Origin of the sequence: Kribbella sp. NPDC049227, from assembly GCF_043197265.1 — a bacterium.
Lineage (GTDB): Bacteria > Actinomycetota > Actinomycetes > Propionibacteriales > Kribbellaceae > Kribbella.
This window is the reverse complement of sequence record NZ_JBICST010000008.1, coordinates 432,191-452,049: the sequence shown is the minus strand read 5'-3', so window position 1 is coordinate 452,049 and position 19,859 is coordinate 432,191. Positions and strand designations below refer to the sequence as shown.

Sequence of the window (19,859 nt, the reverse complement as noted above, 5' to 3'; positions counted from 1 at the left end):
ATGAAGGACCTGTGGGGCGTCCTCGTGCGGCAACGCGACTACCGGCTGATGCTGAGCGCCGGGCTGATCTCTCTCACCGGCGACTGGCTGCTCCGCACCGGCCTGGCGTTCCAGGTGTACGTGCTGACCGGATCCACGCTCGCGTCCGGTGGACTGCTGCTGGCGTCGTTCGTGCCACCGGTCCTGCTCGGCTCGCTGGCCGGCGTCTTCGTCGACCGCTGGGACCGGCGGACGACGATGATCGTGACGAACATCCTGAACGCCGTGGTCCTGCTTCCGCTCCTGGCGGTTCGGGACGAGAGCGCGATCTGGATCGTGTACTGCGTCGTCCTCGCCCAGAGTTGTCTGCAGCAGTTCTTCACCCCGGCCGAGCAGTCCCTCGTCCCGGCCCTGGTCGAGTCCGGGCAGCTCGTGACTGCCAACGCCCTGAACAGTCAGATCCGCGACATCGCGCGGCTCGTCGGCGCCGCACTCGGCGGTGTGCTCGCGGCCGTCGGCGGCCTGTCCCTGCTGGCGATCGCGGACGCGGCGACCTTCCTGGTCGCGGTCGCGCTCGTCGCCGGTATCCGCCACCGGGCCACACGCCCTCGTGCAGAAGAACAGACTGCGGAGGAGGCCGCCGAAGGGGCGATCAAGCGACTGAAAGCGGAATGGACCGAAGGACTCCGGCTGTGTGTCGGCAGTGCGGGGATGCGGCTGCTGTTCGGCTTCTGCGTCGTCACCAGTGTCGGCGAAGGCGTGATGAGCACGCTGTTCGCGCCGTTCGTCAGTACCGAGCTGGGCGGCGACGGGAAGGCGTACGGCCTGATCGTCTCGTCGCAGGCGATCGGCGGCATCGTCGGCGGCCTGGTGGCGGCGTCGATCGGCTCACGGTTGCCTGCAGCAACGATGCTCGGGGTCGGGTCACTGCTGTTCGGCCTGGTCGACCTGACGCTGTTCTGCTACCCGCTCGTCTCGGACAGCCTGATCCCGGCGTTCGTCTGCATGATCGTCGTCGGCGTGCCCGGCGCGTTCACGATCGCCGGCCTGATGACCGTGCTGCAACGCCTCACCGAGGACCGCATCCGCGGTCGGGTCTTCGGCGCGATCGCTGCCGCCGAAGGCGTCGCGGTGCTGGTCGGCATCGTGACCGCCGGTGTCCTCGGTGACGCGGTCGGCATCATCCCGGTCCTCGTCTTCCAGGGACTCGGGTACGTCGTCGCCGGTCTGGTGATCGTCAGTCGGCGGCGGACGCTGGCTCCGCATCCGGAACCGGCTCACCGTCTGCCGGCTTGATCAGGTGCACCCGGACGCGGGCGACCCGGCGGCCGTCCATCGCCATCACGATCAGGTTGTGGTCGGCGACCTGGACCTCCTCGTCCGCGGCCGGCACCTTGCCGAGCCGGGCGGCGATGAACCCGCCGACCGTCTCGTACGGGCCGTCCGGGAGCTCGACACCGGTCTCGTCGGCGAAGTCGTCCAGGTTGAGCAAGCCGTCGACCTCGATGTCGCCGCTGCGCAGCCGGGTGGTCTCGACGGACTCCTCGTCGTACTCGTCGCGGATGTCGCCGATCAGCTCCTCGACCAGGTCCTCCAGCGTGACGATGCCCGCCGTACCGCCGTACTCGTCCAGCACGATCGCCAGGTGAGTACTGCGGCGGCGCATCTCGGTCAGCGTGGGCAGCAGCTTCGCGGTGTCCGGCAGCATCAGCACCTCGCGGGCCAGGTCGCCGACCCGGACCGAGCGGGACGCGACCGCCGGGTCGAACAGGTCCCGGACGTGGACGAACCCGACGATGTCGTCGGCGGAACCGTTCATCACCGGGTAGCGCGAGTGCGGCCGCTCGGCCGCGAACTTCACCGCCTTGTACGCCGGCATCTCCGCGTCGACGAAGTCCACCTCGGTGCGCGGGAGCATCAGCTCGCGCAACTGCCGGCCGCCGGCCTCGAAGACGTCGTCGACGATCCGGCGTTCCTCCTCACCGAGCGACTCGTGCCCGGAGACCAGGTCGCGCAACTCCTCGTCGGACATCACCTCACGGTTCGCGTTCGGGTCGCCGCCGAGCGCGCGGACCACCAGGTCGGTGGACCTGGACAGCAGCCAGATGACCGGGCGGGCGATCGAGGCGATCCGGTCGACCAGTGGGGCGAGGCCGAGGGCGAACGTCTCCGCCCGCTGCAGCGCGAGCCGCTTGGCCGCGAGCTCGCCGAGCACGATCGAGACGTAGGAGATGGCGATGGTGATCAGCACCAGGGCGGCCGTGTTCGCGACCGACTCGGGCAGGCCCAGCTTCTGCAGGTGCGGGGAGAGTGAGTCGGCCAGCGTCGCGCCACCGAAGGCGGCGGACAGGAAGCCCATCAGGGTCACGCCGATCTGGACCGCGGACAGGAACCGGTTCGGGTTGGCGGCCACCTTGGCCACGATCTCGCCGCGCCGGCCGCGGTGCGAGAGGGACTTGAGCTGACTCTCGCGCAGGGAGACCAGGGCCATCTCGGCTGCGGCGAAGACCCCACCGATCAGCACGAAGACAAGAATCAGGACGATATTGAGCAGCGTGTCGTTCATGGGTGGGAGTTCCTAGCGCCCTCTCGTCACATGCCGAGAGGGCGTTCGTTGGGCGTAGTCGTCCATTGATCTACCCTACCGGCGGCAGGTGCCAGCATGCATGTTCGAGTTTGTTGGTTTACGATGATTCCTGGCTGACCAGTATCGGGGCGGCCGGGAGGGTCAATCGATGAACACACCGCGTGGCGCGCGCCGGACGGACACCAAGCTGTCCGACGGGCGCGAGCTCATCTACTACGACCCGGCGGATGCGCCGGTGCGGGTTCCGCTGGAGGACACCCGCGGGCTGCCGGCACCACAGCCCCAGGTCGAGATGCGGACCGACCCGCTGACCGGCGACGTGATCACGTACGCGACCCACCGCAACACCCGGACCTATCTGCCGCCGGCCGACCAGTGCCCGTTGTGCGCCAGCAAGCCGGGCAACCCGACCGAGATCCCGGACCACGACTACAACGTCGCGGTGTTCGAGAACCGGTTCCCGTCCTTCGCCGGCCCGGGCCGGACCGAGGTGGTCTGCTTCACCAGCGACCACAACCAGTCCTTCACCAACCTGTCCCAGGGCCAGGCCCGGCTGGTGGTCGACACCTGGGCCGACCGGACCGCCGAGCTCGGCGCCCGCGACGACGTCGAGCTGGTCTTCCCGTTCGAGAACCGCGGCCGCGAGATCGGCGTGACGCTGAGCCACCCGCACGGCCAGATCTACGCCTACCCGTTCCTGCCGCCGCGGATGCGCACCCTGATGACCCAGGCCCGCCGGCACCAGGAAGTTGCCGGCAGCAACCTGTTCGCCGACGTGCTGGCGGCCGAGCGCAAGGAAGGCACCCGGGTCATCGCCGCGAACGGCAACTGGACCGCGTTCGTGCCCGAGGCCGCCCGCTGGCCGGTCGAGGTGCACCTGTACCCGCACCGCCAGGTGGCCGGGATCGACGAGCTGTCGGTCGGCGAGCGCGACGACTTCGCCGAGCTGTACCTCGACGTACTGAGCCGCCTCGACGGTCTGTACGGCGACCCGCTGCCCTACATCGCCGCGTGGCACCAGGCCCCGGTCCGGATCGACCGCGAGCTCGGCTACCTTCACCTCGAGCTGTTGTCCATCCGCCGGGCCGCGGACAAGATCAAGTACCTGGCCGGGTCGGAGTCCGGGATGGGCGCGTTCATCAGCGACACCCGGCCCGAGGACGTGGCCGAGACCCTGCGGAAGGTTGGTTCGTGAGCTCGTTCGAGGACGTCTTCGGCACCATGCCGGACGGAAGGTGGCGGGCGCCCGGCCGGGTCAATCTGATCGGCGAGCACACCGACTACAACGACGGCCTGGTGCTGCCGATCGCCCTGCCGAACCGGATCCTGGTCACCGCGTCGCAACGCGACGACGGCCGGATCGCGGTCGCCTCCACCGGGCATCGGGGCGTGATCGAGTTCGCCATCGACGAGCTGACACCTGGTTCGGTCGGCGACTGGGCGGCGTACCCGGCAGGTGCGGCCTGGATCCTGCGGGAGTCCGGCTACCCGATCGGCGGCGCGAACCTGCTGGTCGACTCCGACCTCCCTTCGGGCGCCGGCCTGTCCTCATCCGCGGCGCTGCTGTGTGCGACGTCCGTCGCGCTGCTCGGGCTGCGCGACATCGACGTCGACCCCGGCGAGGTCGCGCGGCTCGCACAACGCGCCGAGAACCAGTACGTCGGTGCCCCGGTCGGGCTGATGGACCAGATGGCGTCGATGTGCTGCACCGCCGGTCATGCCCTGTACTTCGACATCCGCGCGATGTCGACGGAGCAGATCCCGTTCGACCCGGCCGCCGACGACCTCGCGTTGCTGGTCGTGGATGTGAAGGCACCGCATCGGCACGTCGACGGTGAGTACGCCGCCCGCCGGACGAGCTGCGAGCAGGCCGCGGCGGAGCTCGGCGTACCGGCGTTGCGATCGATCGCGTTCGAGGATCTCGCTGCGGCACTCGATCGTTTGCCTGACGACGTCGTACGGCGCCGGGTGCGGCACGTGGTCACGGAGATCCGCCGGGTCGAGGACGCGGTGGCGTTGATGCACGCCGGCCGGTTGCGCGACGTCGGGCCATTGTTCACCGCGTCGCACGCGTCGCTGCGGGACGACTTCGAGATCACCGTGCCCGAGTTGGACGTCGCGGTCGACACCGCTCTCGCGGCCGGTGCGCTCGGTGCGCGGATGACCGGCGGCGGTTTCGGTGGCTGCATCATCGCGCTGACCGAGGCGAGCGCGGCCGACTCCGTCCTGGCCGCGATCGAGAAAGCCTTTGCGGAACACGGTTTCAACGCCCCGAGCGCGCTGGCAGCCACGCCGTCGGCCGGAGCATCCCGCGCCGACTGAGATGCCCGAAGCTGTTCGGCCCGACGTACACGATCAAGGCGTAGCCGTCGCCGCTCGCACCTCGCGACGGATCAACGGCGCGGAGACGACGGTGGCCGCCAACTGGATCAGGCCCATCACCAGGTAAGGAGTGCGCAGGTCGGTGCGGTGGGCGAGGAACCCCGCACCGACAGCACCCAGCGGTGCCGCGCAGAACGCGACCATCCGATAGACCGCGGTCACCCGGCCGAGGAGTTCGGCCGGTACGACGCGCTGCCGCAAAGTGATCGAGACGACGTTCCACCAGGTGCTGCCGAAGCCGAGGGCCACCGCGGCCACGGCAACCGGGGCCAGGTCGGACAGTACGCCGAAGAGCACGACCGCGACGCCGCTGACGAGCATCGCCCCGATCAGGCTGGTGGAAGTCGAGAGCCGGCGGGACAATCGCGGCGCGACGAACGCACCGAGCACACCGCCGATCGCGTAGATCGCGACCAGCCAGCCGAAGCCCGCCTGCGGCAGGTGCAGCACCTCGAGGACGTACAGCACCAGGATCGCGACGATGCCGGCGCCGACCGCGTTCACGATCGTGAGCAGCAGGCACAGTGATCGCAGCAGCTTGTGCTGCCAGAGATAGACGAGTCCCTCCTTGAGTTCGCGGCCGAGGTGGCGGTCGGCGTCGACGACACGAGCCGGCGCGGAGTTCCGGATGATCCAGACGAGCAACGCCGCCCCGGCGAACGAGACGGCGTTCAGCAGGATCGGCAGTCCACGGCTCAGCACGAACAACGCCGCGCCCAACGGTGGTCCGATCAGGCTCGTCAGCACCACGAGCGAGGCCTGGCTGTAGCCGTTCGCCCGTTCGAGTGAGGCCGGTACGACGACGTCGGTCACCACGACCGACGCGGCGTTGTCGAAGAACGGTGCGAGCAGACCGAGCAGGAACGCGGTCAGCAGCAGGAGCAGGATCGTCCCGAGGTCGAGCAGGACGACCACCGCGAACGCGCCGGCGACCACGGCCCGGATCGCGTCGACGATCCACATCGTCGTCGTACGCCGCCAGCGGTCGACCATCACGCCGGAGATCAGGCCGAGCAGCAGCCAGCCGACTCCTGTGACCGCCTCGGTGAGCGAGACGATGCGGGGATCGCGGGTGATCGATGCGGCCAGCAACGGCAGCGCGCCGAACATGATCCCGTCACCGGCGAACGAGACAGCGCCAGCGGTCCAGAGAACCCAGTACGGCCTACCGAGCGGAGCCTCCCGGCTCCTCATCCCCTCATGACGCGATGACCAGATCGCACCCTGTGTCGCGCATGGCTTTGCGGGCTGCGGCGGACAGGCCGGAGTCGGTGACGATGACGTCCAGGTCCGACCAGGTCGCGAACGTACTCAGGCCGACCGTGCCCCACTTGGTGTGGTCCGCGACCACCACCACCTCGCGACTCGCGCCGATGAAGGAGCGGTTGGTCTCGGCCTCCATCAGGTTCGGCGTACTCAGACCGTGCTCCGCGTCGACGCCGTGCGCACCGAGGAACAGCAGGTCGAGGTGCAGCGACGCCAGCGCCGCTGTGGCGATCGGTCCGACCAACGCATCGGACGGCGTACGAATGCCACCGATCAGTACGACGGTGCGGTCGGAGCGACTGTTGCCGTGGAACACGTCCGCGATCCGCGCCGAGTTCGTCACGACCGTGAGGTTCTCCACCCGGAGCAGCTGACGTGCCAGCGCGTACGTCGTCGTCCCGGCACCGATGCCGATCGCGCTGTCCGGCTGCACCCGTCCGGCTGCCTCGGCCGCGATCGCCTGCTTGGCCGCGGACTCCTGCGTCAGCTTGGCGTCGAACCCGGGCTCGTGCGCACTCCGCAGCCCCACCGAGGTGGCACCGCCATGCACCTTGTGCAGCAGGCCGCTCGAGTCGAGCGCGTCCAGATCGCGCCGGATCGTCATGTCCGACACGCCGAACCGGTCGACCAGTTCGGCGACGGTGATCGCGCCACGACTGTTGACCTCGGCAACGATCGTGGCCTGCCGCTGGGCGGCCAGCTGCCCTCCCCGGCCCTTCGGAGCCTCTGTTCCAGCTGCGTTCACCCCCACAGACTAGTGGGAGAGCGTGCTGCTGTCAGGGAAATGGCATTGCCGCGACGATGACACCTTGTCACCCTGAAGTATGCGATTTCCCGAGGATGTTCCGGTCCTGACCGATGGCGTGGTGACCCTGCGCGCGCACACGGCCGACGACATCGAGTCCGTCTACCAGATGTGCCAGGACCCGCTGATGCAGCGGTGGACCACGATTCCGGTCCCCTACCTGCGCGAGCACGCGGTCAATTTCCTGACCGAGCTCATCCCGGACGGCTGGCGTGACGGCACCATGTGGGCCTGGGCGATCGAGTACGACGGCCGGTACGCCGGGACCATCGACCTGCGCGACGGTGAGGGCGGCGTCGGCGAAGTCGGGTTCGGGGTGACACCGGAGGTCCGCGGCGCCGGGGTGATGACCCGGGCGCTGAAGCTGACCGTCCGGCACGCGTTCGACATCCTCGGCTGGGACCGGGTGATCTGGCGGGCCTTCACCGGCAACTGGGCGTCGCGCCGGGTCGCCTGGAAGGCCGGCTTCCACGACGTGGTCGTCGTACCAGGAGGTGGGCGGTCGCGTGGCGTGCGGCAGGACGAGTGGATCGCCTCGGTCGGGCGGGACGACGAACTGGAGCCGCACGGCACCTGGTGGGACGTGGCCGTGCTCGAAGGCAACGGTCTGCGGCTGCGCCCGTTCCGGTCGACGGATGCCGAGCGGATCGTCGAGGCGTGCAACGACGAACGGACGCAGTACTGGCTGGCCGGGCTGCCGTCGCCGTACACGCTCGGGGACGCGCACGGCTTCCTGCGGAACCGGCAGGACAACCTGGCGTCCGGCGACGGGATCTCGTGGGCGGTCGCCGACCAGCAGACCGACGAACTGCTGGGTTGCGTCAGCATGTTCGGGATGAGTACCCGGATGGACAAGACCGTTGGCGAGATCGGCTACTGGATGCACCCGGGCGCGCGCGGACGCAAGGTGATGTCGACCGCGGTCGGACTGCTGATCGACCACGCCTTCAAGCCTGTGGCCGAAGGCGGTCTGGGCCGGCGGCGGCTGGTCCTGTTGGCTGCCGAGGGCAACAGCGCGTCGATGCACGTTGCCGAGATCAACGGCTTCACCCAGTTCGGCCGGATGCGGCAGGCGGCGGCACACCGGGACGGGACGTACGTCGACCACCTCGGCTTCGACCTGCTCGCGCCGGAGCGGCTGCCGGGCTGACCGCCGTACGGCCGGAATCGGACGGACCCGAGGACTTGCGGACTCACCGGTCCGGACGGTAGTGGTCACCGCCCGAAATCGGCGGAGTACGGCCAGTTGGTGCCAGACCACACCGTTTCCCCTCGCCGTCTCGGCATCTGGCTGCTTGAATCGACGGGTGAGAGATCGTGAGGAGCTGGTCCGCCGCTGGCAGGCCGGGTGGTCAGTCTCGCGGGGCTGGACCACAGTGGAGGACGACAACGACGGCATCCTGACCGTCCGCGCGGGTGAGGAGAACCGCGCGATGGAGTACGTCGTCCTGGATGCCGACGACAAACCGGAACGCGTCGAACGCGCCGCCGAGCTGGCTCTGGCCGAGGGCGGTGGTCGCGGGGCGGGCTGGATCACGCTGGCCACCGACGACAAAGAGGCCCGGATCGAGCAGCTCGAGGATCTCGGCCTCGAGGTCCAGCAGGACCAGGACTGGCTGATGACGATCCAGTTGTCGGAGCAGCCGGCGCTGAAGCTGCACGAACGCTATGCCCTGCACACCGAGCTCGAGTCCGACCTGATCATCACCCGCGCCACGCTGCACGGCGGCGTGGTGTCGAGCGGCCGGATGGCGGTGGTCGGCGCGGACGCTGTGGCGGACCGGATCGAGACCGATCCGGCGCATCGGCGGCGCGGTCTCGGCAGTGCGGTGATGGCTTCGCTGGTCGAGACGGCCGCTGCCCAGGGCGCGAAGCGCGGCATCCTGATCGCGTCGATCGACGGTCTGCGGCTGTACCGCAGCCTGGGGTGGAAGGTCGTGGCGGACATCATCATCGCCCGCTCTCGCTGACCCGGCGTTCAAACGCATGAGTTTGTCAAAGCTTCGTGAAGTGCGGCACGGGCGGGGAGTCACGCCGTACTGCCGTGGGCAAGGCTGCACACCATGACGAACCACAAACGGTCGCTTGGTAGCGGAGTGGCCGGTCCCATCCTCGCGTCCCTCTCCGCCCTGGTCCTGCTGACGGGTATCGGGTGGTTCGTGCTGCGGGACACCGGTTCGGGCAAGCCGACCAGCCAGGAGCAGCCGGTCACCTCGATCACCGACGACGCCTCGTCGACGCCGATCAGCCCGAGCACTCCGACGTACACACCGAGTCCGACGCCGACACCGCCGAAAGCGACGCCGACGCGGCCGAAGACCAAGAGCCCGACGCCGACGCCGACCCGGAAGAGTACGGCGCCCAGCCGCGACGCGACCCGGAAGCCGTCGCCGAAGCCGAGCCACACCTCTACTCCGAGGCCCACCAAGACGACGAGCAAGCCGTCCGGTGGATCGGGCACTGCCGAGGCACAGGTGCTGTCGCTCACCAACGACGAGCGGGCGAAGGCCGGCTGCGGGCCGCTGCGGATGAACAGTGCACTGTCCAGGGCCGCCGAGGCGCATGCGTCCGACATGGTCGACAAGCACTACTTCGCGCACGACAGCCTGGACGGCCGTAGTCCGTTCGACCGGATGAAGGCGGCCGGCTACAGCGGCGGCGCGATGGCCGAGAACATTGCCGTCGGCTATTCCAGCGCCGCGGCCGTGGTGAAGGGCTGGATGAACAGCCCGGGCCACCGGCAGAACATCCTCAACTGCACCTACAAGTGGCTCGGCGTCGGATACGACTCCGGCCAGGTCAAACCGGACTGGTCCAACGGCTCCTGGGTGCAGGATTTCGGCGGCTGATCCGCGCTGTTCACATCGTTGCCACCGGCCCGTGGGCGAGCCGGTGGTAAATCGGTTTCCGCAAACCTTCAGGAATCGTTAAGAGGGATCGCGGAGCTGTAACGGTGACCTATCTGATCGGTTAGGGTCACTGCCTGACACCAGGGGGGACCTGGCTGGCCCGAGGGGAACGACGAAGTACTCGGTACGACGAAAGACGAAGAGGACTCGCCCACCCATGACGGATTCGCCTCCCCCCCGGCGACACCGCGGAACCCGACGCGCGCCCCGGCGTAGTCGCGGCCTGATCGGCCCGATCGTCAGCGCCCTGTCGGTTCTGCTCGCGATCGGCCCGGTGGTCTGGCTGATGTCACGCGACCACTCGACGGTCCAGGACGCGACCAAGGTTCTGAACGTCTCCGAGGACACCCGGCAGGACTCCACGGGCGACGACGCCCGGCCGAGGACGCCGGGCATCACCGTGACCAAGACCCTGCCGAACGGCGCGACCACCATCGTCACCCCGACCCTCGGTGCGGCCGCGTCGACCACGACGTCGTCGGACACGCCGCAGACCAGCGGCACCCCGAGCACCACCCCCACGGACGGTCTCACCACGCCGACCGCCCCGGTCACGACGGTGACGGTGACCCCGGCACCACCGCGGACCACGAACGGCAGCGACCGGCCGAAGCCGCGGCCCAGCCGCAGTACGCCGACCAGGACAGCCACCAACGACCCGACACCGAGCGACCCGCCGCGGCCGCCGTCCGGAGGTGGCGGCACCAACTCGCAGGAGCGTGAGGTGCTGAACCTGACCAACCAGATCCGGCAGCAGCAAGGCTGCGGTCCGCTCCGGCTGGACAGCGCACTGGTCGAGGCGGCCGGCCGGCACGCGTCCGACATGGTCCGCCGGCACTACATGGACCACACCAACCCCGACGGCCAGGATCCGGGCGACCGGATGGCGGCCGCCGGGTACCGCGGTTCCAGCTGGGGCGAGAACATCGCCGCCGGCTACTCGACCGCACAGAAGGTCGTCGCTGCCTGGATGCAGAGCGACGGGCACCGCAAGAACATCCTGAACTGCCGGTTCACCTCGATCGGCATCGGCTACGACTCGGGTCAGGTCCGGTCCGACTGGGGCCCGGGCAGCTGGGTCCAGGACTTCGGCCGGAGCTGAGGGCTGTCATTGTGTGCAGAGCACTGAGTGTGACGGAGATGTTGTCTCACGGTCACAATGTCCGGCCGGTTCACGGCCGGTCACTGCGGGTAGGTCCGTTCTTGTCATGTCGCCGGTCCGTCCTGGGGGGCTCCGGTGCAACGACTGACGAGGCACGTCTTGGGGCGACAGTGAAGGGAACAACGACATAATGTCCGAGTCCGGCGGCAGCGGCCGGTACAAGCCACGCAGGAAGGCGACCCGCGCCTCCTCGCGAGCAGCCCGGTCCAACCGGTCCACCCCGGCGGAGAACACGACCCCGCCGGCCCCTCCCGAACCACCGCGGTACGCACCACGCCCGACCGACGACGCACCCCTCTGGTCCGGCCCCGACACCACCCCGCAGTACGCCCCGCGCTCCTCAGGCTTCAACTCGCCCGAGTCGGGCTTCGGCGGGTCGTCCGAGCCGGGCTTCGGGTCGTCACAGCCGGGGCTCAGTGGCTCCGGCACGCGCGCGGCCGGCGGCTCTCCTTCGTGGGTCACGCAGTCGGCGGCCGGTGCGCCGGAGGACGAGGCGTCCACCCGGAGCGGAGCGCGACGTGCGGCCCGCCGGCCGGCGTCCTCGGACACCCCGCAGTACAACGCGCGCCGGGTGGCAGCGCCCAGGATCTCGTCCGAATCCAGCGGACGCACGGCCGGGACAACCGCCTCGGCCTGGGACTTCGCCGCACAGGCGGAGTCCCGCGACCGCGGACAAGCCTCGGGTACTCCGGCCTCGGCGTGGGACTTCGCATCCCAAGCCGACGCCCGCGCCTCCGAACCACCCGCCAGCACGGCCGCCTCCGCCTGGGACTTCACCAATCCCGACGAAGGACGCTCGGGAGGAACCCCAGCATCTGCCTGGGACTTCACCACCCGAGCGGACTCGGCTGGCACGAAGCCGACCGGTTCCAGCGACACAACGGGCACGGACTCCACCCCCTGGACCAGCAGCAGCACGACCGGGACGGAGTACGGCCGAACCGGCAGCCCGACGGGGACGGAGTACGGCGCCCGGAGCGGCGGCATGTCCGGAGCCGGCGCGGAGTACGACGCCCGCAGCGGCGGCACGAGCGGGTCAGAGTACGGCGCCCGGGGCGGCGGCACGAGCGGGTCGGAGTACGGCGCGCGGAGCGGTGGCACGAGCGGGTCGGAGTACGGCGCCCGGACCGCGGGTCCGACCGGGATCGGGAACGAGTTCGGGACGCTGACCGCGACCGGGACCGCTCACCTGGGAACCAGCCCGCGGACCGGCTCCACCGGACTCGGTGGGTCGCGGACCGGGGCCACCGGGCTTGGTGGCGCTACTGGTACTGCGGACACAACGAGCCGGCTTGGGGCCAGCGAGTCTGTGGGCGCTGGGTCTGCCGCCGGTACGACGGGGGCTGAGCTCGGCGCTCAGAGCGGAGCGGGGAACAAGCGCACCGCGGACCGCGACGCGAGTGGTTCCGGCGTTGGGCGTCGTCTCGGCGGCGCCGGTGGTTCCGGTGGCGGGGGCGGGTCGCGGAGTGCGGCTCGTGCGGCGGCGGCCGGGAAGGCTTCCCGAGGACGGCGTTCGTTGATCGCGGTCGCGTCCGTGATCCTGGTGATCACCCCGATCTCCTGGATCCTGCTGCACCAGCCGCAGAACGACCAGGCCGACGCGTCGATCCCGATCGTCACCCGGACCGACGACACCTACATCACGCCGACGACCAAGCCGGTCGTCGCACCACCGACGCCGACGGGTAAGCCGACGGTCCCGCCGACCGCGACTCCCACCCAAACTCCCACGGACTCGGCGACCCCCAGCACCACCCCGTCGACCACGCAGTCCACCGACAGTCCGACCGCGTCCCCGACCGAGGACCGCACGACCACGGACCCCACCGCCACCCCCGACGACCGCCCGACCACCACCTCCCCGTCCGAACCCCCCACCACGTCAGCCCCACCGCCTCCTCCCGCGGATGACGGCACCATGACCTCGGCCGAGCTCGACCTCTTCAACCGCATCAACAGCGCCCGCACCAGCAACGGGTGCGCGCCGCTGAAGCGGGACACCGACCTCACCGAGAACGCACGCAGTTCCGCGGGTCAGCACGCCACGTCAGGCAACGGTCTCAACTCGAGCTCGTCCACGTCGGCGTCCGCCGGTGGCGACAACTGGAGCTCCAAGAAGGCGTTCGACAAGATGATGAGCGACTACCGGAGCACGATCCTGAACTGTGGTCTCACCACCCTCGGGGTCGGCGCCCAGCAGGCGAGCTACACCTCCGGGCTCTGCATCGGGCTCCCGGGGCTCTGCACCCACAAGACCCGGAACGCCTGGGTGGCGCAGTTCTCGTAAGACGCACGCGGATTTCGTAGGTTGTTGGTGCGACCATGTAAGAACGACTCATGGTCCACCAACCCTGCGGGAGGCCGGATGTACGGGGAACGTGATGATCTGGACCCAGCCCGGCCCGCGCACTTCGGAATCCCGCCGGACGCGCTCGCGGACGAGCGCCCGGACCCGCGGCCCGAGGAAGCACGGCGGATGGGCCTGAGCCGGCACACCGAGGAAGGCGCCGTCCTCTACTTCGCCTCATCGCTGGATCGCGACAAGCCCCGGCACCGGATGATCGCCTGGATCCTCCTCATCACCTTCGCCGCCCCCGCCCTCTACATGCTCCTCCTCATCCTCTGACCCGCCCGCCCGCTCCCCACCCCCACAACACGAACGGATATCCCCCACACCTGCCCCGTCTCCCCGCGCCGTACGACGTGAGAACGGACAACACGAGGGGATATCCCCCACACAGTTGCCTTCTCCCCCGCCATACGACCGGACAGGGCACAACACCAGCGGATATCCCCTGGAACGAGCAGGAGGGGGAGCAAGCCGGCGCGGTCCGGCACCCCGGCACCCCGGCACCCCGCCACCCCGCCACCCCGCCACCCGAGTGCGGCACCCCGACACACGAGGGGATATCCCCCACACAGTTGCCTTCTCCCCCGCCATACGACCGGACAGGGCACAACACCAGCGGATATCCCCTGGAACGAGCAGGAGGGGGAGCAAGCCGGCGCGGTCCGGCACCCCGGCACCCCGGCACCCCGGCACCCCGGCACCCCGGCACCCCGGCACCCCGGCACCCGAGTGCAACACCCCGCCACCCCGAGTGCAACACCCCGCCACCCCGAGTGCGGCACCCCGACACGCGAGGGGATATCCGGTGGTGTTGGTGGTCTCCTGCTGTTGTCCGACGGGAGAAGACACAACGCGAGGGGTTGCCCGTTGGATGAACGGGAACGTGGGGTCAGGCGGTGAACTCCTGGCGGTGGCGTTGGGGGGTTGTGCCGAGGATGGTGTGGAAGTGGTGGCGGAGGGCCGCGCTGCTGCCGAAACCGCTGGCGGTGGCGATCCGTTCGACCGGGTGATCGGTCGTCTCGAGCAACAACCTGGCCCGGTCCAGCCGCTGCCGCAGTAGCCACGCCTGCCCCGAGCTGCCGGTCCGCGCCCGGAACTGCCGCGTGAAGGTACGCCGCGACAGCGCAACCGCACTCGCCCATTCATCCAGCGACAAAGGCTGATCCAATCGAGCGCGAGCCCACAGCATTGCCTTCTCGATCACATCGTCACTGGGATCCGGCGGCACCGGGACCGGGATGTACTGCGCCTGCGAACCACTGCGATGCGGCGCCACCACGATGCTCCGGGCCAACCGCTCGGCCAACTCGACACCGTGGTGGGTACGCACCAGGTGCAGGCAGCAATCGAGCGACGCGGCCGTCCCCGCGGACGTCAGCAGATCGCCCAGATCCGACCACAGCACGTCGGCGCGCACCGTGATCCCCGGGTACCGCTCCTGCAGCCGATCCGCCCATCGCCAGTGCGTCACGATCTCGCGTCCGTCCGCGATCCCGCTGGCGGCGACCAGGAACGCCCCGATGCACAGCCCGACCACCGTGGCGCCGCGCGCATGCGCCCGCCGGATGGAGTCCAGCAGTACGGCGGACGCTTCGCGGTCCGGATCCCAACTCGGCAGGATGACCACATCCGCCCGCTCCATCACCTCGAGCCCGCGCTCGACGGTGATCCCGAAGCCCGCGTTGGTCCGCAGTTGCCCCGCCTCCTCGGCGCAGACCTGTACGTCGTACTGACCCTGTGCACCGAGGCGGTCGCCGAGGACCAGGCAGGGCACCGACAGATGGAACGGGCTCATCCCGTCGTACGCGAGGACGGCGACTGTACGCATGGAACCAGTATGGCCCGATCTTCAGGAACTGTGGCTCTCGGGCCAATGGTGGACGACGCCGCCGCGCCGGAAGATCGAGGAATGAAGATCACGCACATCGGCGGCCCGACCGCCCTGATCAGCCTCGGTGGGCTGAACCTGCTGACCGATCCCGCCTTCGACGAGCCCCAGGACTACGAGCTGCCGGGCGGGCGGGTGATGACCAAGCTGACCGGTCCGGCGGTGCCGGCCGCGGAGCTGGGGACGATCGATGCCGTTCTGCTGTCGCACGACCAGCACAAGGACAACCTGGACGACACCGGCCGTGCGCTGCTGCCGTCGATCCCCGTGGTCCTGTCGACTCCGGGTGCGGCCACCCGGATCTCCGGCGTCCACGGTCTGGCGAACTGGGAGTCGTACGACCTGCAGCGACCGGACGGCGGCGTGCTGACCGTGACCGGCGTACCCGCCCTGCACGGCCCTGAGGGCGCGGAGGCGGTCACCGGAGTCGTCACCGGCTTCGTGCTCAGCGGCGAAGGTCTACCGACCGTCTACGTGTCGGGCGACAACGCCTCGGTGGATCTGGTGAAGCAGATCGCCGACCGCTTCGGCCCGTTCGACGTCGCGGTCCTCTTCGCCGGCGCAGCACGTACGGCGCTCCTGGATGGAGCACCCCTGACGCTGACGACGGAGGCCGCGGTCGAGGCCGCGCATCTCCTCGACCCTGCGGTCATCGTCCCTGTCCACACGGAGGGCTGGGCGCACTTCTCGGAAGGCCCGGACAAGGTGACGGCGGCGTTCACGGCCGCGGGACTGAGCGACCGTCTGCGCGTCCTGGATCACGGCGTCGCGACGGCGCTAACCGACGGCGTGTGATCTCCAGAACGACGTCAGGTCGGTCGGACTGACGGCCTGCGCGGCAGCCTTGAAATCGGCCGGGGTGGACACCCCGAACCAATGGTCGCGCGCGTAGGTCGTCAGCAGCCGCGCCATCGCCGGCGCCCCGATCAGCCGCTCCAACTCGTGCAGCATGCACGAGCCATAGGTGTAGACATACGTCGCGTACGACGACTGATGCGCTCCCCAATACCCCATCGAACTACTGATTGCCACCGGCAACGATCCTGGCCAGCACCCGGCCTGCTGGTCGCCCGCGTGCAGATCAGTCGCGTACGTCGCGAAGGCCTCGTCCAGCCAGGGATCGGCGTACTCGTCGTTGCCGACGATCCCGTACCACCACTGGTGCGCCACCTCGTGCACCACCGGACTCGCGGGTGAGATCAGCAGCACGAACCCGGGATACTCCATCCCGCTGAAGGTCGTCCACCGGTCGTTCAGCACCAGATCGATCTCGCCGTACGGATAGTCGCCGAACCGCAGCCCGAAGTCGTCGATCGCTGCCACGGCTTCGGTCCGGGTCTCCGCCACCGCCTCCGGACTGAGCGTGGCCGTCGCCCAGGTGCGCACCTTGACGCCGCCGGGTGACGTTGCCTCGGCGGCCCGGAACGGTCCGGCTGCCCAGGCGAAATCCCTGACCTGCTTGGCGATCGCGACACCATCCGTCAGCTCTCCGGTCGACGGTACGCCGAGCTGACCCGGGTGCAGCAGCCGGACCGCGAAGTCCGCCGCCACCGTGTAGAAGCTCTCACCGATCCCGACATCCGGGTCGAGATGCCAGCCGCCGGCGTCGCGCACGGCAAGCACCGGCAGCGCGTTGCCGAAGAAGCTGTACGCACCCGACCGCCCGAACCGATCCTCCCGGTCCGGCGCGGTCATGGTGACGTCGAACCCGATCGTCGTCCGCTCTCCCGGCGCCAACGGCTCGGCCGGCACCACTTTGACCACAGTGCAGTCGGTCGTCGCCGTACCGCCGGAGAAGTTGCTCACGACAACCGAGGAGCACCCGCCGGTATTGCCCCACAGCCGCAGGTAGATCTCGGCCATCGGATCCGCCGACGTGTTCGTGAAGGTGACGCTCTCCCGCCCGGACCACGTCCTGCCGTCGGCATTGCTGGTCAGCTCCACCTGGTACGACGGCGTCCGCGGAACCTCGGCAGTCGCCGGGACGAGCAACGAAGCAGGTGCCAACAGCAACAACAGGATCCGGTGCACGACTCCCCCTCGCCGTCGGGTGGAGTCTCGGACGCTACCGCTCGGTCCGCGCCGGGTCCGCCCCGGCCGGGATCCATTCGTGTACCAAGATCTCATCACCCACGTGAAGGGTGCCCTCGGCAAGTACCGCGGCCTTCATGCCGAAGCTGACGCCGCCGCCGTAGTCGGGCTGACGCCGGTACGTCGCCAGCGTCCGGGTCGGCTCCGGCCCGCGCTTCTCACCGGTCGCCTGGTCCACGGTCGGAACCGCGCACCGGATCGAGCGGGCCGAGTACCCGATCTCGACCGAGCCGGCCGACATCCGCAGCACCTTGTCCTCGGTGTGCGGTTCGGGCCAGCCGGCCACGACGACGTTCGGGCGGAAGCGGTTCATCGGGATCGCGTCGCCGCCGCGCTCGAGGATCCGCTGATTCAGGCCGTCGAGCGACGACAGCGAGGTGATCATCAGCGCGTGCGCGTCGCCGAACCCGGTCTGTCCCAGATGCACACCCCAGCCCGGCCGCTCGTGCTCGGGCGTGACCCGGACCAGCGCCGCCGGCTTGCCGAGCCGTTCGGTGAACCAGCTGTCCGCGGCCGGGTCCTGGACGACGCCCTGGCCGAACCACTTCCCGAACAGGCTGACGTCGCGCCGCTTGCCGTCGTACCTGACCTGGATCTCCAGATCCGGTACGCCGGGGCCGGACAACCGCAGCGCGTCGCCGTCGCTGAGGATCTCGGCCCGCAGCGACGCCATCGCGGGCAGGCTGCGCTGGCTCAGGAACGTGCCGTCGGGCTCGACCAGCATGAAGTTCCGGTCGTGCCGGAGCCCGGTCGGCCCCACCTCGGCGTGCTCCACCGGCACACCGGACAGACCCTTCACCGGGTAGTAGGCCAGAGCGGCGACCTTCGCAACGGACATTGGCCAAGCCTACCTTGACTCCTGTCACTTGATCTGTTCATTCATGTTGGATTATGTTTGATCGCGAGGAGGTCGCAATGCAGGATGTGGAAGCCTTCGCCGCGGCACTGCAGCGGGTACGACGACAGGCCGGGCTGACGTACCGCGAACTGGCCGAGCGAGCGCACTACTCACACGCGCACCTGGTCCGCGCGGCCGGCGGCAAGCAGCTGCCGACCTGGGAGGTGACGGCCGCGTTCCTGACCGGCTGTGGCGTCCCACCCGACCTCATGCCCGTATGGCGGCGTCACTGGGAGACAGCCGGCCGCGATCCGCAGGACGTCCTCGGGCTGCTGCAGCTCGCCACCACCCTCGAAGACCTGGGGACCGCTCTGGCCACACTGGCACGGCCACGCTCACTGCGGACTCTGGCTCGATTGACCGGCATCCCGCGCACCACCCTTCAAGGGTGGCTGCAGGGCACGCGTCTGGCCGGTCGCGATCGACTCGACCACCTCGTGCGGGCCATTGGCGCGACGCCCGCCGAGCGGGCGGCGGTCGCGCAGGCCGTCGACCGGATCAGCTCCGGAAGGTCCCCGGCGGTGCCGGCGGCGTGACGAACCCTTCCGCGTCGACGAGCGGTGCCGCCTTCCCGGCCAGTTCACTCAGCGGCATCACGTCGTACGGCGGCTGAGCCCGTCGGCCGGCCGCGGTCAGATCGGGCACGGACTGTGGTGACGCGACCAGGATGACGTTGCCGAACCCCTTGCCACGCAGGACTTTCCGCTCGGCGAGGACGACGCCGTCGCCGAGCACCCCGCGGACGGTCGCCACGACCCGGCGGATGAACGGCAGGCCGGCCGACCCGTCGATCAGGTTCGCGACCAGTACGCCGGTCGGCCGCAGCACCCGCGCACACTCGGTGAAGAACTCGCTGGTGACCAGGTTCGCCGGCACCGCCTCGCGTTCGAACGCGTCCAGGATCAGCAGGTCCATCGAATCGTCGTACAACTGGGTGATCCCGGCCCGGCCGGTGACGGCGCGCACCTTGATGCCGGAGCGCTTCGGCAGCGGCAGCGCCTCCCGGACGAACTCGGTCAGGTCCTCGTCGGGTTCGAGGACGATCTGCCGCGACCGCGCCCGGGTGCCGGCGACGTACCTCGGCAGGCTCAGAGCCGCCCCACCGATGTGGACGACGGCGATCGGCTGGCGCCGTGGCGCGACGGCGTCGACCACGTCGCCGATCCGGCGCATGTACTCGAACGACAGGTGGGTGGGGTCCGCAAGGTCGACCTGGGACTGCAACGACCCGTCGACCCGCAGCACGAACGTCCCATCGGCGTCCGCCTCGACGGTCGCGGTCCCGGATCCGACCTTGCGCTCCACCCACCCATCCTTTCAGCTACCGGGCGGCCAGCTCGTACGACGCCAGCTGTGCTCATACCCCGGTGCCCGACGATGACGAAATCGTCGTGGTGGCGCGCGGCCGACTGGGCCGCACCGAGGACGTCAGGTGTCGGAGTGGTGAAGACAGATGTGAGGAAGTCGGCGCCGCCCCAGCGTTGGAGTGCGGCGCGCGGCTTGCTAGCGTCCGAAGCACACAGTCAAATCAGTTCGAGGAGC

The 19,859-nt window shown here is 69.6% G+C and carries 18 protein-coding genes; 11 read left to right on the top strand and 7 right to left on the bottom strand.

What is annotated here, in order from left to right; genetic code table 11:
* The gene (locus ACGFH6_RS35305; RefSeq protein ID WP_393392925.1) at positions 1 to 1,275 is read left to right on the top strand and encodes an MFS transporter; all 1,275 of its coding nucleotides are present in this window, start codon (positions 1 to 3) and stop codon (positions 1,273 to 1,275) included.
* Here the strand turns inward: ACGFH6_RS35305 and ACGFH6_RS35300 are convergent.
* Entirely contained in the window at positions 1,217 to 2,545 is a 1,329-nt protein-coding gene (locus ACGFH6_RS35300) for a hemolysin family protein (RefSeq protein ID WP_393392922.1), read from the bottom strand. The two genes, ACGFH6_RS35305 and ACGFH6_RS35300, sit on opposite strands and share 59 nt — an antisense overlap.
* A 169-nt stretch (positions 2,546 to 2,714) precedes the next feature.
* Here ACGFH6_RS35300 and galT point away from each other — a divergent pair, with 169 nt between their 5' ends.
* The gene (gene galT / locus ACGFH6_RS35295) at positions 2,715 to 3,761 is read left to right on the top strand and encodes a galactose-1-phosphate uridylyltransferase (protein ID WP_393392918.1); all 1,047 of its coding nucleotides are present in this window, start codon (positions 2,715 to 2,717) and stop codon (positions 3,759 to 3,761) included.
* A complete protein-coding gene (gene galK / locus ACGFH6_RS35290) occupies positions 3,758 to 4,888 on the top strand; it encodes a galactokinase (RefSeq protein ID WP_393392915.1) in 1,131 nt (376 codons plus the stop codon). Before galT ends, galK begins: the two co-directional genes overlap by 4 nt.
* A 33-nt stretch (positions 4,889 to 4,921) precedes the next feature.
* Here galK and ACGFH6_RS35285 read toward each other — a convergent pair whose 3' ends face one another.
* Together ACGFH6_RS35285 and ACGFH6_RS35280 are read right to left on the bottom strand one after the other, a co-directional pair.
* Entirely contained in the window at positions 4,922 to 6,142 is a 1,221-nt protein-coding gene (locus ACGFH6_RS35285) for an MFS transporter (protein WP_393392913.1), read from the bottom strand.
* 4 nt (positions 6,143 to 6,146) lie between these two features.
* Complete coding sequence (locus ACGFH6_RS35280; protein WP_393392910.1) at positions 6,147 to 6,959, bottom strand: DeoR/GlpR family DNA-binding transcription regulator; 813 nt, start codon at positions 6,957 to 6,959, stop codon at positions 6,147 to 6,149.
* A 79-nt stretch (positions 6,960 to 7,038) separates the two neighbouring features.
* Between ACGFH6_RS35280 and ACGFH6_RS35275 the strand changes: the two genes are divergently transcribed.
* The 6 genes from ACGFH6_RS35275 to ACGFH6_RS35250 all read left to right on the top strand — a co-directional run bounded on the left by ACGFH6_RS35275 (position 7,039) and on the right by ACGFH6_RS35250 (position 13,716).
* Entirely contained in the window at positions 7,039 to 8,169 is a 1,131-nt protein-coding gene (locus tag ACGFH6_RS35275; protein ID WP_393392907.1) for a GNAT family N-acetyltransferase, read from the top strand.
* Positions 8,170 to 8,326: 157 nt separating this feature from the next.
* Positions 8,327 to 8,989, top strand: coding sequence for a GNAT family N-acetyltransferase (locus ACGFH6_RS35270; protein ID WP_360451418.1), 663 nt, complete (start codon positions 8,327 to 8,329; stop codon positions 8,987 to 8,989).
* Between the two features lie 93 nt (positions 8,990 to 9,082).
* Positions 9,083 to 9,868, top strand: coding sequence for a CAP domain-containing protein (locus ACGFH6_RS35265; RefSeq protein ID WP_393392903.1), 786 nt, complete (start codon positions 9,083 to 9,085; stop codon positions 9,866 to 9,868).
* A 217-nt stretch (positions 9,869 to 10,085) separates the two neighbouring features.
* Complete coding sequence (locus ACGFH6_RS35260; protein WP_393392900.1) at positions 10,086 to 11,030, top strand: CAP domain-containing protein; 945 nt, start codon at positions 10,086 to 10,088, stop codon at positions 11,028 to 11,030.
* A 190-nt stretch (positions 11,031 to 11,220) separates the two neighbouring features.
* Positions 11,221 to 13,377 (top strand): CAP domain-containing protein, encoded by a 2,157-nt coding sequence (locus ACGFH6_RS35255; protein ID WP_393392897.1) that lies wholly within the window; start codon positions 11,221 to 11,223, stop codon positions 13,375 to 13,377.
* A 78-nt stretch (positions 13,378 to 13,455) separates the two neighbouring features.
* The gene (locus ACGFH6_RS35250; RefSeq protein ID WP_131352892.1) at positions 13,456 to 13,716 is read left to right on the top strand and encodes a hypothetical protein; all 261 of its coding nucleotides are present in this window, start codon (positions 13,456 to 13,458) and stop codon (positions 13,714 to 13,716) included.
* A 613-nt stretch (positions 13,717 to 14,329) separates the two neighbouring features.
* Here ACGFH6_RS35250 and ACGFH6_RS35245 read toward each other — a convergent pair.
* On the bottom strand, positions 14,330 to 15,268 hold the full coding sequence (locus ACGFH6_RS35245; protein ID WP_393392894.1) for a GlxA family transcriptional regulator: 939 nt from the start codon (positions 15,266 to 15,268) through the stop codon (positions 14,330 to 14,332).
* Positions 15,269 to 15,349: 81 nt separating this feature from the next.
* Between ACGFH6_RS35245 and ACGFH6_RS35240 the strand changes: the two genes are divergently transcribed.
* Complete coding sequence (locus ACGFH6_RS35240; RefSeq protein WP_393392890.1) at positions 15,350 to 16,123, top strand: MBL fold metallo-hydrolase; 774 nt, start codon at positions 15,350 to 15,352, stop codon at positions 16,121 to 16,123.
* On the opposite strand, the gene ACGFH6_RS35235 is transcribed toward ACGFH6_RS35240, so the two are convergent.
* On the bottom strand, positions 16,106 to 17,359 hold the full coding sequence (locus ACGFH6_RS35235) for a M1 family metallopeptidase (protein ID WP_393392887.1): 1,254 nt from the start codon (positions 17,357 to 17,359) through the stop codon (positions 16,106 to 16,108). The two genes, ACGFH6_RS35240 and ACGFH6_RS35235, sit on opposite strands and share 18 nt — an antisense overlap.
* A 34-nt stretch (positions 17,360 to 17,393) precedes the next feature.
* Positions 17,394 to 18,257: an MOSC domain-containing protein gene (locus ACGFH6_RS35230; protein ID WP_393392884.1), complete on the bottom strand. Its 864-nt coding sequence runs from the start codon at positions 18,255 to 18,257 to the stop codon at positions 17,394 to 17,396.
* A 77-nt stretch (positions 18,258 to 18,334) separates the two neighbouring features.
* Between ACGFH6_RS35230 and ACGFH6_RS35225 the strand changes: the two genes are divergently transcribed.
* Positions 18,335 to 18,853 (top strand): helix-turn-helix transcriptional regulator, encoded by a 519-nt coding sequence (locus ACGFH6_RS35225; RefSeq protein WP_393392882.1) that lies wholly within the window; start codon positions 18,335 to 18,337, stop codon positions 18,851 to 18,853.
* Here the strand turns inward: ACGFH6_RS35225 and ACGFH6_RS35220 are convergent.
* Positions 18,816 to 19,622 carry a spermidine synthase gene (locus ACGFH6_RS35220; protein WP_393392880.1) on the bottom strand — a complete coding sequence of 269 codons (807 nt, stop codon included), beginning with the start codon at positions 19,620 to 19,622 and terminating at the stop codon, positions 18,816 to 18,818. The genes ACGFH6_RS35225 and ACGFH6_RS35220 overlap by 38 nt on opposite strands.
* Between the last annotated feature and the right edge of the window lie 237 nt (positions 19,623 to 19,859).

Bases quoted from the DNA above. Each gene is read 5' to 3' on its own strand.
- ACGFH6_RS35305 (WP_393392925.1), top strand. From the start codon at position 1: ATGAAGGACCTGTGGGGCGTCCTCGTGCGGCAACGCGACTACCGGCTG.
- ACGFH6_RS35300 (WP_393392922.1), bottom strand. From the start codon at position 2,545: ATGAACGACACGCTGCTCAATATCGTCCTGATTCTTGTCTTCGTGCTG.
- galT (WP_393392918.1), top strand. From the start codon at position 2,715: ATGAACACACCGCGTGGCGCGCGCCGGACGGACACCAAGCTGTCCGAC.
- ACGFH6_RS35285 (WP_393392913.1), bottom strand. From the start codon at position 6,142: ATGAGGAGCCGGGAGGCTCCGCTCGGTAGGCCGTACTGGGTTCTCTGG.
- ACGFH6_RS35275 (WP_393392907.1), top strand. From the start codon at position 7,039: ATGCGATTTCCCGAGGATGTTCCGGTCCTGACCGATGGCGTGGTGACC.
- ACGFH6_RS35265 (WP_393392903.1), top strand. From the start codon at position 9,083: ATGACGAACCACAAACGGTCGCTTGGTAGCGGAGTGGCCGGTCCCATC.
- ACGFH6_RS35260 (WP_393392900.1), top strand. From the start codon at position 10,086: ATGACGGATTCGCCTCCCCCCCGGCGACACCGCGGAACCCGACGCGCG.
- ACGFH6_RS35255 (WP_393392897.1), top strand. From the start codon at position 11,221: ATGTCCGAGTCCGGCGGCAGCGGCCGGTACAAGCCACGCAGGAAGGCG.
- ACGFH6_RS35250 (WP_131352892.1), top strand. From the start codon at position 13,456: ATGTACGGGGAACGTGATGATCTGGACCCAGCCCGGCCCGCGCACTTC.
- ACGFH6_RS35245 (WP_393392894.1), bottom strand. From the start codon at position 15,268: ATGCGTACAGTCGCCGTCCTCGCGTACGACGGGATGAGCCCGTTCCAT.
- ACGFH6_RS35240 (WP_393392890.1), top strand. From the start codon at position 15,350: ATGAAGATCACGCACATCGGCGGCCCGACCGCCCTGATCAGCCTCGGT.
- ACGFH6_RS35230 (WP_393392884.1), bottom strand. From the start codon at position 18,257: ATGTCCGTTGCGAAGGTCGCCGCTCTGGCCTACTACCCGGTGAAGGGT.
- ACGFH6_RS35225 (WP_393392882.1), top strand. From the start codon at position 18,335: ATGCAGGATGTGGAAGCCTTCGCCGCGGCACTGCAGCGGGTACGACGA.